General features: G+C 72.4%; 7 protein-coding genes and 1 pseudogene. 5 read left to right on the forward strand and 3 right to left on the reverse strand.

Going from position 1 to position 15307, the window contains the following annotated elements; genetic code table 11:
• Position 1: 1 nt before the first annotated feature.
• Together OG344_RS26940 and OG344_RS26945 are read right to left on the reverse strand one after the other, a co-directional pair.
• Positions 2 to 1633, reverse strand: a complete 1632-nt coding sequence (locus OG344_RS26940; protein WP_405085489.1) for a class I adenylate-forming enzyme family protein — start codon at positions 1631 to 1633, stop codon at positions 2 to 4.
• On the reverse strand, positions 1630 to 7356 hold the full coding sequence (locus tag OG344_RS26945; protein ID WP_405085490.1) for an amino acid adenylation domain-containing protein: 5727 nt from the start codon (positions 7354 to 7356) through the stop codon (positions 1630 to 1632). Before OG344_RS26945 ends, OG344_RS26940 begins: the two co-directional genes overlap by 4 nt.
• A 562-nt stretch (positions 7357 to 7918) precedes the next feature.
• Between OG344_RS26945 and OG344_RS26950 the strand changes: the two genes are divergently transcribed.
• The 3 genes from OG344_RS26950 to OG344_RS26960 are packed head-to-tail and all read left to right on the forward strand — an operon-like array spanning position 7919 to position 11312.
• Positions 7919 to 8848, forward strand: a complete 930-nt coding sequence (locus tag OG344_RS26950) for a thiamine pyrophosphate-dependent dehydrogenase E1 component subunit alpha (protein WP_405085491.1) — start codon at positions 7919 to 7921, stop codon at positions 8846 to 8848.
• Positions 8845 to 9822, forward strand: a complete 978-nt coding sequence (locus OG344_RS26955) for a transketolase C-terminal domain-containing protein (protein ID WP_327046072.1) — start codon at positions 8845 to 8847, stop codon at positions 9820 to 9822. Before OG344_RS26950 ends, OG344_RS26955 begins: the two co-directional genes overlap by 4 nt.
• Positions 9819 to 11312, forward strand: a complete 1494-nt coding sequence (locus OG344_RS26960; RefSeq protein ID WP_405085492.1) for a 2-oxo acid dehydrogenase subunit E2 — start codon at positions 9819 to 9821, stop codon at positions 11310 to 11312. Before OG344_RS26955 ends, OG344_RS26960 begins: the two co-directional genes overlap by 4 nt.
• Here the strand turns inward: OG344_RS26960 and OG344_RS26965 are convergent.
• Positions 11296 to 12570, reverse strand: a pseudogene (locus OG344_RS26965) (RNA-guided endonuclease InsQ/TnpB family protein). The gene OG344_RS26960 and the pseudogene OG344_RS26965 sit on opposite strands and share 17 nt — an antisense overlap.
• 139 nt (positions 12571 to 12709) lie before the next feature.
• On the opposite strand from OG344_RS26965, the gene OG344_RS26970 reads away from it, so the two are divergent.
• On the forward strand, positions 12710 to 14032 hold the full coding sequence (locus OG344_RS26970; RefSeq protein WP_405085493.1) for a GH1 family beta-glucosidase: 1323 nt from the start codon (positions 12710 to 12712) through the stop codon (positions 14030 to 14032).
• A 384-nt stretch (positions 14033 to 14416) separates the two neighbouring features.
• A complete protein-coding gene (locus OG344_RS26975) occupies positions 14417 to 15307 on the forward strand; it encodes an aldose 1-epimerase family protein (protein WP_405085494.1) in 891 nt (296 codons plus the stop codon).

A 15307-nucleotide genomic window follows, 5' to 3' on the forward strand; every position in this document is an offset into this window, starting at 1 on the left:
CTCACTCGCCTTCTTTGCTGATCATGGAGTCGCCCAGCAACGTGAGCAGTTCCTTCTTGATGACCTTTCCTGACTGGTTCCTGGGCAGGTCGTCGACCACGAGGATGCGTTCGGGCAGCTCGTGCCAGGCCAGCCGGTCCATCAGGAAGGCGCGTACCTCGCTCGCCGACAATCCCTGCCCCGGCCCCGGAACCGGTGCCGGGACCGATGCGGGGCCGGATCTGGCCACGACCGCGGCGCCCAGCACGGAGCCAAGCACCGGGTGCGGGAGGCCGAACACGGCCGCCTCGGCGATCTCCGGGTGCTCGTACAGCGCCGCCTCCACCTGGAGCGTGGACACCTTGTACGCGCCCGTCTTGACCACGTCGCTCTCCCGGTCGACGAGGTAGAGGTAGCCGTCGGCGTCCACGTATCCGATGTCGCCCATCCGCACCCAGCCGTCGCGGAACGCGCGGGCGCTGGCCTCCTCGTCGCCGTAGTAGGACCTGCTGGCGGCGGGCGACCGCATCCACACCTCGCCGGTCTCCCCGGCCGGGAGCGGGCCGCCCTCCTCGTCGGCGATGCGCAGCGACCCGTCGAACGCGGGCCGCCCCAGCGCGGCCGGGCGGGCCCGGTCGTAGATCATGATGGTCTGGGCGGGGGCGGCCTCGGTGGACGTGTAGTAGTTCGTCACCGTCGCGTTCGGGAAGGCCGCCGCCAGCCGCTCCGCCAGAGCGGGGGGCAGCGCCGCCGCCGCCGAGCCCAGCAGCACCACGCCGGACATGTCGTGCCGCTCGTGCAGCCCCGCGTCGAGGAGTTCGACCGCCATGGAGGGCACCAGGAAGACGGTGCCGGGGCGGTAGGTCTCGATGAGCCGGGCGAACCTGCCGGGGGTGAACCGCGCGGGGGTCAGCACGGTGGGCCGGGCGTCCAGCGCGTTGATCAGCATCGTCTGGCCGGCGTTGGTGCCGATCGGGAAGGCGTGCAGCAGGTGCCGCGAGTGGGCGAACCTGCGGTGCCTGGGCTGCGTGACGCACCCGTAGGCCAGGTTGGCGTGGCTCGCGCCCACTCCCTTGGGCCGCCCGGTCGTGCCCGAGGTGTAGAGGATCTGCGCCAGGTCGCCGGGCCGCACCGGCGGCGCGGCCGGGCGGGAGCCGGGCCCGGCGACGGATACGCCGCCGGATACGCGCGATTCGAGCTCCGCCGGGGTCGCGGTCCACGGTTCCGGCGCCGCCGGGGCCGCTGACTCGTCCGAGCGGGCCGCCGGCAGGGCCGGCGGGAGAGCGAGGTCCCGGCCGAGCAGCACCGCCGACGCCGAGCAGTGCCCGACCATGTAGCGGATCTCGGCCGGCGCCAGCCGGTCCGACATCGGCACGGCCACCGCGCCCGCTTCGAGCACCCCGCAGAACGCCACCGCGAAGTCGATCCAGTCACGGCTGCCGAAGTGCAGCGCCACCCGGTCGCCCGGGACGACGCCCTGCTCCGCCAGCCCGGCGGCGAGCGCCGCCGACCTGCGCTCCCACTCCGCGAAGGTGAGCGTCCCCTGCCCCTCGACGATCATCGCGACGCCGTCCGGCTCCTGCTGGGCGCGCAGCCGCAGCAACTCCGGCACGGTGAGCGCGGGCATCCTCCGCGTCCTCGTCGTGCGCGTCATACCTGCTCCTTCTCGGGCACCCGGCCGGACGTGGAGGCGACTACGGGCGCGGGCTGGCGGGCCGCCTCACGGACCGACGCGATCCGCCGGGTGAGGGCCTGGTAGCCGACGACGTCGTCCGGCAGAGCGTCGGGCACCTCGTCGTCGAACCGGCGCAGCACCCCGATCCGCATGCCGACCAGCGCCACGGCGGCGATCGCCAGGGCGAAGCAGGCGTACATGAAGCCGATGCCGCGGCCGGGGCCGGTGCCGAGCACCGCGCCCACCGTCCCGGCGAGCGGCCCGCCGGGGGCGAGCAGCGGCTCGAAGACCTGCGCGCCGTACGGCGCGACCAGGCCGAACCCGATGGGCAGGGTGGACCAGGCCACCAGCGTGTTCAGCGCGATGACCCGGCCGTGGAACCGCTGCGGCACCTTGACCTGGATGATCGTGGCGTAGACGCCGTTCAGCAGGGTGAGGCACAGCGACATGCCGAACGCGCCCGCGGCGATCGGGAACAGGTCCGGGCGCAGCCCGGTCAGCAGGCAGAACACCGACAGGGCGAGCGTGGACAGCAGCACTCCGTGCAGCCTCCGGCGGCGCGGCCCGCCCCAGGCGGCCATGGCGAGGCCGCCGAGGAAGGCGCCCAGACCGCCCGCGAACGACACCCGGCCGACCTCGGCCAGCGACGCGAACGACAGCACCAGCGGCGAGATCATCAGGAACAGCGGGGACAGGAAGATGTTCAGCACCGCGAAGTAGAACAGCATCGCGCGGAAGCCCCGGTTGCCCCAGGAGTGGCGGATGCCGCCCATCATCTCCGCGAGCACGCTCTCCCGCCGCTTCCACGCCATCGTCGCCGGGAAGCGGACCAGCAGGAGGGTGAGGGTGGCGACGACGTAGCTCGCCACGTCGATGACGAGGATGCCCTCCAGCCCGATCGCCGCCATCAGCCCGACGGCGATCAGCGGCACGATGAGCTGCGCGGTGCCGGCGACCATCTGGACGACGCCGTTGGCGTGCCCGAGGAACCGTTTCGGCACGAGCTGCGGGATCGCGGAGCCGTACGCGAGCCGCTGGAAGGTCAGCGCGACGGACAGGCAGACCAGCAGCGGATAGATGTGCCAGACGTGCAGGTTGCCGGTCCACAGCAGGACTCCCAGCGCGAGCTGGGTGCCGCCGGCCGCCACGTCGCCGGCGAGCATGACCCTGCGCCGGTCGAACCGGTCGACGATGGCGCCGGCCAGGGGCGCGACGAGCATGCCGGGCAGCAGGCCGAGCACGGAGAACAGCGCGAACCTGGCCAGCGACCCCGTCGTGAGATAGATCCACAGTGGGATGGCGAACTCGGTCAGCGCGGAGCCGGTGATCGAGACGAGCTGGCCCGCCGCGACGACGAGGAAGCGGCGCATGCTGGGGGGCGGGCCGACCCGTGGCGACGAATCCGGCGAACCGACCGGCGCCTCCCGCTCGGGCCGCCCGTCGCCCCCGGCCCGCCCGTTCCGCATGGTGTCTGCCGGGCCGTCCTGGGTGATGACGGCATCCGCAGCGGCCTCGGCGGGCCGGCGCGAGACGCCCTGGAGCCACCAGGTGCGGCTCTCGTCCCGGGTCATCCCCTCGGTACGCCCGGAGGCGAGGGCGGCGTGCGTGCCGGTGACGATGTCGGCCAGCTCGGTGTTCCGGTAGCGGAGGAAGAAGTGCCCGGCCTCGTCGAGCACGACGCACGCCGTCTCGTCCGACAGGCAGTGCCACTCCTTGTAACGTTCCTGGTAGAACTCGGCCGCCGGATCGCGTTCGCCGACCACGGCGATCACCGGCGCGCGCAGCGCCGGGCCGCCGCCCTCCTCGAAGATCCGGGTGAAGTACCGCTCGGCGGCGCGGGTGCCCTCGCGGCGATTGTGCACGATCAGCTTGATCTGTTCCCGGCCGAGATCCTCCACGTCGAGCCCGGCCGCGGTGAGCATGTTCACCCGCTGCTGGTCGCTGGTGAGGTGATCGAAGAACGTCCCGATCCAGCTCATGCCGCGGCCCGGCCGGGCGAAGGGGAACACGCCGCCGAGATACAGCGCGTCGACGGCGTGGCCGTCCGCCTCCAGCTTCCGGGTGATCTCGGCGGACAGCATGACGCCGAGGCCGCAGTGGCCGTACAGCACGAGCGAGCCGCCGTCGCGGTCCATGATCTCGGCGATCTCGGCCACGCAGCCGAGGACGACCTCGTCGAACGGCCGGGGCTCCTCGCCCAGTTCGTGGCCCGGCACGGCGACCGAGTAGAGCGCCCAGTCGGCGGGCAGCGCGTCGGCGAGGGGTTGGTAGACGACCGCGCTGCCCCCGCCGTACGGCACGCATACCAGGGTGGTGGTGGCGGCCCGGGCGGGGGTGAGCCGGTGCAGCAGGGAGCGCGGCACGTCTCCCTCGGCTGTGAGCAGCCGGGCCAGCTCGCGCACGGTGCGGTGCTTGAACACGTCGAGCACGGTGACCGGCCGGTCCGGGTAGGCCCGGCGCAGCCGGGCGATGACCCGCATCGCGAGCAGCGAGTGGCCGCCCAGCGCGAAGAAGTCGTCGTGCGCCCCCACCCGCTCGACCTCCAGCACCTCCGCCCAGACGCGCGCCACATCCTCCTCGGGGCCGGGCTCCGGGGCGACGTACTCGGCGGCCGGGATGTCGGCCGCCGGCTCGGGCAGGCGCGAGCGGTCCACCTTGCCGTGCGACTTGAGCGGCAGCTCGTCCAGCCAGGCGTAGCGGGAGGGGATCATGTAGGCGGGCAGCCGGTCGGCCAGCCAGGCGCGCACGGCCGCGGCGCCGGGCCGTTCCCCGGACCCGCCGTCCGGCGTGCTCCCGGCGTCGGGTCCTGTCGTGCTTCCCGCGACGGGGACGAGGTAGGCGACGAGCTGTTCCCCGCGCGGCTCGACGACGGCCTGCGCGACGTCCGGGTGGTCGGTCAGCACCGACTCGATCTCGCCGAGCTCGACGCGGTAACCGCGGATCTTCACCTGCAGGTCGCGGCGGCCCAGGAACTCCAGGTCGCCGGAGTCGGTCCACCGGCCGAGGTCCCCGGTGCGGTACATGCGCGCGCCGGGCGGGCCGTACGGGTCGGGGACGAACCGGTCGGCGGTCAGGCCCGGACGGTTGAGGTAGCCGCGGGCCAGCCGGTCGCCGCCGAGGTAGACCTCGCCCGGCACCCCGGCGGGCACCGGCCGCAGCCGCTCGTCCAGCACGTACGCCCGCGCCCCGGGCAGCGGCGAGCCGATCGGCAGGCTCACGCTCGCCTCGGCAGGGCCGTCGGGAGCCGGGAGCCGGGCGACGTCATAGGTGGTGACGCCGACGGTCGCCTCGGTGGGCCCGTAGTGGTTGACGACCCGGCAGCGGCCCGCCGCCTCCAGCTCGGCCGCCCAGCCGCGCGGGGCCGCCTCCCCGCCCAGCAGCAGCAGCTTCCTGGGCAGCAGGCCGGCCGGGCCGGCGTCGGCGAGCAAAGTGGCGAGGTGCGACGGGGTGATCTTGAGGTAGTCGATCCCGGTCCGGCGGAAGATCTCCGCCAGCTCCGGGCCGGCGGTGCGCGAGGGCACCAGGTGCAGCGTGCCGCCGGTCATCAGGCACAGGTAGAAGACCGTGACGCCGAAGTCGAAGGCGAGGGACTGGAGCAGGGCGAAGGACGAGGCGGGCTCCACGCCCAGCCTCTCGCGCACCCCGGCGAGGTAGACCAGCACCTCGTGGTGCTGCACGGCGACGCCCTTGGGCCGCCCGGTGGTGCCGGAGGTGTAGATCACGTACGCGAGGTCGCCCGGCGTCCCGGTCTCCCCGTCGGCGGCGGAGGGCTCCGGCGCGTGGTCGTCGCCGAGGTACACCGGGGTGACGTCGCCTGGGAGACGATCAAGCAGGTCGGCGCTGGTGACGACGAGCGTGGCCCCGGCGTCGGCGAGCACGTAGCCGAGCCGGCTCGCCGGGTGCTCCGGGTCGAGCGGCAGATAGGCGGCGCCGGACTTCAGCACGCCGAGCACCGCGACCGCGAGCCCGGTGGACTGCTCCAGGCAGATCGCCACCCGGTCGTCGCGCCGCGCGCCGAGCGCGCGCAGCCGCCGGGCGAGCCGGTCGGCCGCCGCGTCCAGCTCGGCGTACGTGAGAGCGTCGTCGCCGCACACGACGGCGGTCGCGGACGGAGTGCGGGCCGCCTGCGCCGCGATCACCTCGTGGAGGCGGGCGGCGTTCCACTCGTGCGGCCGCGCGGCGACCGGCTCGGGCGCGGCCGGGGATGTGCCGGACGCGACGCCTGTGCCGGATGTGCCGGATGTGCCGGGTGTGCCGGCGGCGGGCAGGTCCACCGGCGCGCCTGCGAAGCCGAGCACGCGGCGCCGCTCCGTCTCCGGGAGCAGCTCCAGGTCCGGCACCCGGGTGTCCGGGGCGGCGACGATCGACCGCAGCAGGTTCTCGAAGCACTCCGCCAGGCGGGCGACGGTGGCCGGGCGGAACAGCTCGGTGCGGTAGGTGAGGTTGCCGTGCAGGCCGTCGCCCAGATCCATCAGGTACAGCCCGAGGTCGAACCGGCTCGCGGTCACCTCGAACGGGTACGCCGACAGCGTCAGCCCCTGCCCGCGCAGCGGGGCCGACCGGTAGTTCTGCAGCGCGAACATCACCTGGAACACCGGTGACCTGCTCACGTCGCGCTCGACCCCGAGCTCGCCGACGAGCCGGTCGAAGGGCAGCTCCTGGTGGGCGTAGGCGTCCAGCGCCGTCTCGCGCACCCGGCCGAGCAGCTCGGTGAAGGCCGGGTCACCGGACAGGTCGGCCCGCATCGGCAGCGAGTTGATGAAGAGGCCGACCACCCGCTCCAGCTCCGGGAGCTCGCGCCCGGACACCGGGGATCCCACCGCGAAGTCGTCCTGGCCGGAATACCGCGCGAGCAGCACCTCGAACGCCGCGAGCAGCGTCATGTACAGCGTCGCGCCGTTCGCCCGGCCCAGCTCGGTCAGCGCGTCCGCGAGCGCGCGGTCGAGCACGAAGCGGTGGGCGGCGCCCGCGGCGCCCTGCTCCGGCGGGCGCGGCAGGTCGGTCGGCAGCTCCAGCGGCGGCAGCCCGGCCAGCCGCTCCCGCCAGTAACGGATGTCGTCGTCGTGGATCCGTCCGCGTTCCCACACGGCGTAGTCGCCGTACTGCACCGGCGGGGCGGCGAGATCGGCCTCCGTCCCGGTCCGGTACGCCTCGTGCAGGGCGAGCAGTTCCTCCATCACGATGTCGCAGGACCAGCCGTCGGTCACGGCGTGGTGCATGGTCAGGAGCAGCACGTGCTCCCGGGCGCCGAGCCGGACCAGGAGCACCCGCAGCAGCGGGCCGTTCGCGAGGTCGAACGGCCGGTCCAGCTCCTCCTGCACGATCTCGTGCGCGGCGGCGGCATCGCCGGACACCCGGAACCCGACCGGCGGATCGTCGTCCAGCACGATCTCCGGCGTGCCGTCGTCGGTGGTGACGAACCGGGTGCGCAGGCTCTCGTGACGCCGGGCGACCTCGGTGAGGGCGCGCTCCAGGGCCGCCTCGTCGATCTCGCCGCCCTCCAGCCGTACGGCGAAGGCGACGGTGTAGGCGGTGGTGCCCGGCGCGTACTGCTCCAGGAACCACAGGCGCTCCTGGGCGTGTGAGAGCGGCGGGTGGGTGCCGGCCGGCCGCGGCGGCACGGTGACCCTCGCGGCTTTCCCGGCCTTGAGCCGCTGCGCCAGCAGGGCCTGCTTGGCAGGTGAGAGACCGGTTCGGGTCACGTCGCCGGCACCTCGGGTGAATCCTGTGTTATGAACATGGCGATTCCTCTGTGCGCTTCGCGCCCCAGCACGCCGGCGGGCCGGGGCGGATACGCGGGCGGCCGACGATCCGGCGGTGACCGAATCACCGCCGGCGGGCCTCCCGCCTGATGCCGGCGTGCGCGGCGTGAAATTCGCCGCTGTCCGCGCCGGTAAATCCCCCTCAAACAAGACGCATAAGTGGGAACGCTCCCACGGGAACGGAGGCTATGGACGGGACCTTTCGTTCGTCAAGAGTCATGGAAGTTTCTGTCCGTTATTAGACCCAGGAGGGGGAATGTGAGGATATTGCCGCAGATCACGGACAATATGGGCCACAACCCGCCAAATCGCCCTATCGCTGAGGATTGACAGCACCCCTCACCCCACCTACGCTCCGTGGGAGCGCTCCCAGAATGGGTGCTCCTGTCCCTGAGGCCGGGAACGCCGGTGACCGAGCGCGCCCCTCCGTCAGTGACGCACCAGGAGCGGACCACCTTTGACCGTCACCGCCGCCGCACCCCCTCGGAGCCCACGGCCAACCGTGGGCGACCAGGATCTCCGCTCGCTGCTACTCATCCGGCACTTCGAGCGAGCCCTGCTGCGCCTGTTCGAGCGGGGTGTGCTGAGCGGCACCACCCACACCTGCCTCGGGCAGGAGTACGTCCCGGTCGTCCTGTCGGCGCTGCTCCGGGACGACGACTTCGTGTTCAGCAACCACCGCGGGCACGGCCACTTCCTCGCCCGCCATCCGGATCCGCACGGCCTGCTCGCCGAGATCATGGGGCGGGAGGGCGCCCTGTGCGGCGGCGTCGGCGGCAGTCAGCACATCTACCACCAGCGCTTCCTGTCCACCGGCGTGCAGGGCGAGAGCCTGCCGGTGGCGACCGGGGTGGCCCTGAAACTGGCCGGCACGGGCGCGCTGGCCTGCGCGTATATCGGGGACGGCACCTGGGGTGAGGGCGCCGTCTACGAGGCGCTCAACATGGCGTCCCTGTGGCGGGTGCCGCTGCTGGTCGTGGTCGAGCACAACGGCATCGCCCAGTCGACCCCCACGTCCGTCCAGATGGCCGGCACGATCGCCGCCCGGGCGGCGGCCTTCGGCGTCCGCCACCACCACGTCGCGTCCACCGACGTGGAGGAGATCAGGACGGGCCTCGCCCCGCTGCTGGACGCCGTACGGGCGGAGCCGTCCCCGCTGGTCGTGGAGTTCGCCACGCACCGTCTCGGACCGCACAGCAAGGGCGACGACACCCGCTCGCCGGAGGAGATCCGCCGGGTCCGGGAGTCCGACTGGTACGACCGGTACGCCGAGGCCGATCCCGAGCGGTTCGCCCGGATCGACGCGGAGCAGCGAGATCTCGTCGAACGGGTGGTCGCCGAGGTCTCCGCCCGGCCCGCCGCCCCGGCCGCGTCCGTCACCCTCTCAGCCCCGTCAGCCCCGTCGGCTCCGTCGCCGGAGGCGCGGCCGTGACCAGAGTCTCCGAGCACATCAACCAGGCGCTGCACGATCTCATGGAGTCCGACCCCTCGGTCCACCTGCTCGGCGAGGACGTCAGCGACCCGTACGGCGGCGCGTTCAAGGTGACCCGGGGGCTGTCCAGCCGGTTCGGTTCCCGGGTGCGGTCCACTCCGCTCAGCGAGGGCGCCATCGCGGGGGTCGGCGCCGGTCTGGCCCTGGCCGGCGACAAGGCCATCGTCGAGATCATGTTCGCCGATTTCGTGGCCCTGGCGTTCGACCAGATCACGAACTTCGCCGCCAAGTCCACCGCGATGTACGGCAGGCCCGTGCCGGTGCCGCTCGTGGTCCGCTGCCCCACGGGCGGCAACCGCGGCTACGGCCCCACCCACAGCCAGAACCCGCAGAAGCACTTCATCGGGGTGCCGGGGCTGTCCCTGTTCGAGATGACGCCGTTCCACGACGCCGGCGACCTGCTCACCCGGATGTTCGCCCTGGCCCGGCCCTGCCTGTTCTTCGAGGACAAGGTCCTCTACACCCGGCAGATGCACGACACCGGCGACCTGTTCCGGTTCGAGGTGGCCGACGACGTGGCGCGGGTGTACGTCGACGGCGCGGGCCCGCCCGACTGCACGCTGGTGACCCACGGCGGGCTCGTCCATCGGACGCTCGACGCCATGCGGGCGCTGCTGCTGGAGGACGAGCTGGTCTGCGAACTGCTCGTGCCGGCCCAGCTCTACCCGGTGCCCCACCTGCCGGGGCTGGAGAACGCGCCGCACGTCTGCGTGGTGGACGACGGCACCGAGGGCGGCACCTGGGCGGCCGAGGTGGCCACGGCGCTCTACCCGCGCCTGTGGGGCCGCCTGCGCCGCCCGATCACCCTGGTCAACTCGGCGGACAGCGTGATTCCCGCCGCCCCCCATCTCGAACGCGAGGTGCTCGTGCAGGCCGGCCACATCCGGGCCGCAGTCAGGGAGGCCCTGTCGTGACCGGCTTCCCCGTGCCCAAGCTCAACAACAACGACACGACGTACGTCCTGGTGGAATGGCTGGCCGAGGACGGCCAGGCGGTGCGCGACGGCGATCCGGTCGTGCTGCTGGAGACGTCGAAGGCGACCGAGGAGGTCGTCGCCCCGCACGACGGCGTCCTGCGGCGGCTGCTCGCCGAGGGGGCCGAATGCGAGCCGGGGCAGGTCATCGCCCACCTGCTCGGGCCCGGTGACGAGGCGGCCCCGCACGACCCGGCAGGCACCGGAAGCACAGAGAGCGCGGGAAGCACGGGCCTCCCGGCGGCGCCCGGCGACTCCGTGCCGGGCGGTCCCGGCGCCCCAGTGCCGGGCGGGCCAGTGCCGGACGGGCCAGTGCCGGACGGGCCAGTGCCGGGCGGTCCCGGCGGCGCTGACGGCGTAGGTGTTGGCGATGGCTCCGGCGTGGTCGTCACCATGCCCGCCCGCGAGTTGATCGAGGCGCACGGCGTCGCCATGGAGCGGGTGTACGCCCTCGGCCGCAAGGTGATCAGGCGGGCCGACGTCGAGGAGCTGCTCGGCGGCAAGGCGCTCCCCTCTCCCACGGCGCCCGGAACCACCGCCACAGCCGGAACCACCGCCACAGCCGGGACGACCGTCACGGCGGGGGACGCCTCCGAAAGCGCTCCGCGGTCGACGGCGGGCCAGGCGAACGGCCGGCCGGCCCCGGCCCACTCGGCAGCTCACTCGGCGACCGACTCGGCCCTGAACGGCGCGGGGCGTGCCGGTGCCGCCCTGGACGGGGCGGGGCTGGACGACGACGCGCAGTGGATCACGCTGTCCCGGGCGCAGCAGCGGACGGCGGAGGTCGTCGAGCGGTCCCGGCGCGAGATTCCCGCGGCGTTCACCGTGATGACCGTCGACGTGACCGAGGTGCTCTCGCTCGCCCGCGACCTCACCCGGCGGCTGCGCGCCCTGATCGGCCTGCCCGAGATGGTGGTGAAGGCGACGGGCGGGCTGCTCGACCGATTCCCGGTCTTCTTCGCCGAGCCCACCCCCGGCCCCCGCCCGCGCCTGCGGCGGGCCGCCACCGCCGACGTTGGCGTGACCGTCGACGTCGGCCGGGGGCTGTTCATCCCGGTCGTCCGCGACGTGGGCGACCGGCCGCTCTCCGAGATCGCCGGCGACCTGGCCGGTTTCCGCAGGACGGCCCTCACCGGGTCGTTCCGGGAAAGCGACCTCCAAGGAGGCAATATCACGCTAACCCTCCACACCCACGACGGCATCGTGCACGCCGTCCCGATCGTCTTCCCCGGCCAGACGTGCGCGCTGTCGCTGACCGCGCCCCGCCCGGAGGTCGTCCCCGACGGCTCGGGCTTCGCCGTACGGAAGACCGCCGCGATCGGCCTCGCGTACGACCACCGCTTCGTCAACGGTCGCGATGCCGCGGAGTTCCTCGGCGAACTCCGGTCGGCGCTCGAATCACCCGCGCGTTTCCTCACCGAGAATGGTTGACCTCCTCCCCTCCCTGCAGGGAGGGCATTCCGACCGTCACCGGGCGGGCTTCCTGCTTCGCCGCCGGTTGCCCGCTCGGAGGACTCCGTTGAGGTCTTACACCAGCTCCACAGGCGTTTCACCTCTCCGCCAGCCCGGCGGCGAGGATGTTCCTGGCGGCGTTGACGTCCCGGTCATGGACCGCGCCGCAGGCGCACTCCCAGGCCCGGATGTTCAACGACATCGACTTCTGCAGTGTCCCGCAGGCCGAGCACAGCTTGGAGGAGGGGAACCACCGGTCGATCACCACGAGTTCCCGCCCGTACCACTGCGATTTGTATTCCAGCATCGACCGCAACTCCCGCCACGAGGCGTCGGAGATGGCGCGGGCCAGCGAGCGGTTCTTGACCATGGCGCGGACGGTCAGGTCCTCGATCACGACCGTTTGGTTCTCGCGGACGAGTCGAGTCGACAGTTTGTGCAGGAAGTCCCGGCGCCGGTCACTGATCCGGGCGTGGGCGCGGGCGACCTTGAGCCGGGCCTTGGCCCGGTTCGCGCTGCCCCAGGATTTGCGGGCCAGCGCACGCTGGGCCTTGGCCAGAGCGCGCCGGTCGGCCCGCTCATGCCGGGGGTTGGCGACCTTTCCGTCCTGGTCGGTCACTCCGGGGATCGGGTGGGACAAGGTCACCAGGCTGGTGATCCCCGCATCCATCCCGACGACGTCCCCGCCGGGGGTGAGGGGGCGGATCGTCTCTTCCACCAGGAGGGACACGAACCACCGACCGGCCGCGTCCCTGCTCACCGTCACCGTGGACGGCTCCGCCCCTTCCGGGAGTGGACGCGACCACACGATGTCCAGCGGGGCGTCCATCTTCGCCAGCGTGAGCCGGCCGTCGCGCCAGCGGAACGCCGAGCGGGTGTACTCGGCCGACGCCCGCGACCTCTTCCGCGACTTGAACACCGGATAGCCGGCCCGCTTGGCGAAGAAATTCGCGAACGCCGCCTGCAGGTGCCGCAACGCCTGCTGCAACGGCACACTGGACACCCCGTTGAGGAACGCCAGTTCCTCCTCGCGCTTCCACGCCGTCAGCAAGGCCGAGGACTCCGCGTAGGAGACCCGGCGGCCCTCCAGGGTGTAAGCGCGACTCCGTTCTTCCAGCGCCTTGTTGTAGACCAGGCGCACACACCCGAACGTCCGGGCAAGCTCGGACGCCTGCTCGGGAGTCGGGTAGAAGCGGTACCGGTAAGCCCGCCTCACGCTCTGCGCCACGCCGCACATCATGCCACTCGCCCGGCCAAGAATCGCACGATTGTTCGTACGGCGTTCCGCCTGGCAGACAACCGCCTGCCCATGCCCCGCTCCGCAAGGGGTCCGATTCCGCTCCCGCCCGCAGGCGGGGGTATCCACGGAGGTTCCCATGAACTCACCCGCACGGTTTCCGACCGACTTCGTCTGGGGCGCGTCGACCGCGGCGTACCAGGTCGAAGGCGCGACCACGGAGGACGGCCGCGGGCCCTCGGTGTGGGACACGTTCTGCGCGGTCCCGGGGAACGTGCTCGACGGCGACAACGGTGACCAGGCCGCCGACCACTACCACCGCTACAACGAGGACCTGGACCTGATCGCCGATCTCGGCCTGGGCAGCTACCGCTTCTCGATCGCGTGGCCGCGGATCCAGCCGACCGGCTCGGGGAAGGCCAACCAGAAGGGCCTCGACTTCTACCGCAGGCTGGTCGACGGGCTCGTCGAACGCGGCGTCCGGCCGATGGCCACGCTCTTCCACTGGGACCTGCCGCAGGCGCTGCAGGACCGAGGGGGCTGGGAGAACAGGGACACGGCCGAGCGCTTCGCCGAGTACGCCGGGATCTGCTTCGACGCCCTGGAGATCCGTGACTGGCTGACGATCAACGAGCCGAAGACGGTCGTCGACTGCGGCTACCGGGAGGGCCAGCACGCGCCGGGCTTCAAGGACGACGCGCGCGCGTTCGTCGCCTGCCACCATCTGCTGCTCGCCCACGGCCTCGCCTCGCGGGTGCTGCACGAGCGGCACCCGGGACGCCGGATCGGGCCGGCGCTCAACCTCCACCCGACGTATCCGGCCGACGACACCCCCGAGGCGCTCGAGGCGGCCCGCCACCAGGACGGCCTGGAGAACCGGCTCTACCTGGACCCGATCTTCAAGGGCTCCTATCCCGAGGACACGCTGCGCTGGATCTCCGAGCGCGGCCCGATGGCCGACCACATCCTGGACGGCGACCTCGCCGTCATCAGTGAGCCCATCGACGTGCTCGGCGTGCAGTACTACACGCCGATCTTCGTGGACGCCAAGGGCGAGCGGGTCTTCCTGCACGAGCGGACCCAGGCCGAGTGGCTGGAGGTCTACCCCGAGGGCTTCCACGACATCCTGATGCGGGTGCAGCGCGACTACCCCGGCGTGCCGATGATCATCACGGAGAACGGCCTGCCCACCGAGGACGTGCCCGGCCCCGACGGCCGCGTCCGCGACGAGCGGCGCATCACCTACCTCCGCGACCACCTGGCCGCCATGCACCGCGCCATGGAGGAGGGCGCGCGGGTCGAGGGCTACCACGTGTGGTCGCTGCTCGACAACTTCGAGTGGGCGCAGGGCTACAGCCAGCGCTTCGGCATCGTGTACGTGGACTACTCGACCCAGAAGCGCACCCCCAAGGACAGCGCGCTCTGGTACCGCGACGTCGTGAAGAGCGGCGAACTGCGCTGACGCGCCCGCGCGGGAAGCCCGCGCGTCCGCCTTCGGGGTGTCACGCCACCCGCCCGCCACCCGCCCGCCGCCCCTCGCCCGGCGCGAGGGCGGCGACGCGTGCCATGAGCGGCTGAAACTTTCAGCGTGGTCAGGTGGGCGATTTCCCATGCACGTGCAGCGGAACACGCCGAACGGCAAATTCAGGGCCGTTATACCGATCTACACCACAATCCCGGAATAAGTTGACGCGTTCCTCGGCAAGACTTAGCTTTACCTCCGGTGGGAGCGCTCCCACGTATCGCCCACCCCACTTGGATCAAGGGCGATGAGCTGGGATAAAGTCCCTGCACACCGGCAGATGACCTATGTTCTTGACCTCGCGTCAGCGAAAGGACTCCCCCCGTGCCTGATTACACGATCACCGGCGGCGGCTACCAGGCCACGATCAGCGAGCGGGGCGGCGCGCTCCGGGTGCTGCGGCATGGAGACCGCGACCTGGTGACGAGCTGGCCGGAGGGCGGGCCGGTCCCCTACTACAGCGGCACGATGCTCGCCCCCTGGCCGAACCGGGTGGTCGGGGCCGAGTACGCCTTCGACGGGCGGCGTCACCGCCTGCCGGTGAACGAGCCCGACCGCGGGCACGCCCTGCACGGCCTGGTCTCCGACCGCGACTGGGAGTGCGCGGAGCTGCTCGTGGTGGAGGACCACCACGGCCACGTGCGGCTGTCGCACATCGTGGAGCCGGTCGAGGGCTATCCCCACCGGATCGCCCTGGAGGTGCGGCATGCGCTCTCCGAGGCGGGCCTGTCCACCACGCTGACCGCGCAGAACGTCGGCGAGAGCGCCGCGCCGTACGGCTGCGGGCCGCACCCCTGGCTGCTGGCCGGGCCGGACGTGACCACCTACGAGCTGGAGCTTCCGGCCGGCCGGGTGCTGCTCACCGACGACCTGCTCGCCCCCACCGACCTGGTCGACGTGGCGGGCACGCCGTACGACTTCCGGGCGCCGCGCGTCGTCGGGGAGACGGCGGTCGACCACGCCTTCACCGGCGTGGCGGAGGGACGGGTGCGCGTGCGCGGCCCGGAAGGCGCGGTGGACCTGACCTGGGACCCGGCGGTCATGCCGTGGGTCCAGGTCTGCACCGGCACGGGGCTCGGCCACCGGGGGCTGGCCGTGGAGCCCATGACCTGCCCGCCCGACGCGTTCAACTCGGGCACCGATCTGGTCGTTCTGCAGCCGGGGGACAAGCACGAGGCCACGTGGACCATCGCGGCCGCCAACGAGGAAGACTGA

It is taken from the genome of Microbispora sp. NBC_01389 (genome assembly GCF_045040095.1).
Taxonomy (GTDB): domain Bacteria; phylum Actinomycetota; class Actinomycetes; order Streptosporangiales; family Streptosporangiaceae; genus Microbispora.

Coding starts and splice junctions, on each gene's coding strand:
- OG344_RS26970 (WP_405085493.1), top strand. CDS start 12,710: ATGAACTCACCCGCACGGTTTCCGACCGACTTCGTCTGGGGCGCGTCG.
- OG344_RS26940 (WP_405085489.1), bottom strand. CDS start 1,633: ATGACGCGCACGACGAGGACGCGGAGGATGCCCGCGCTCACCGTGCCG.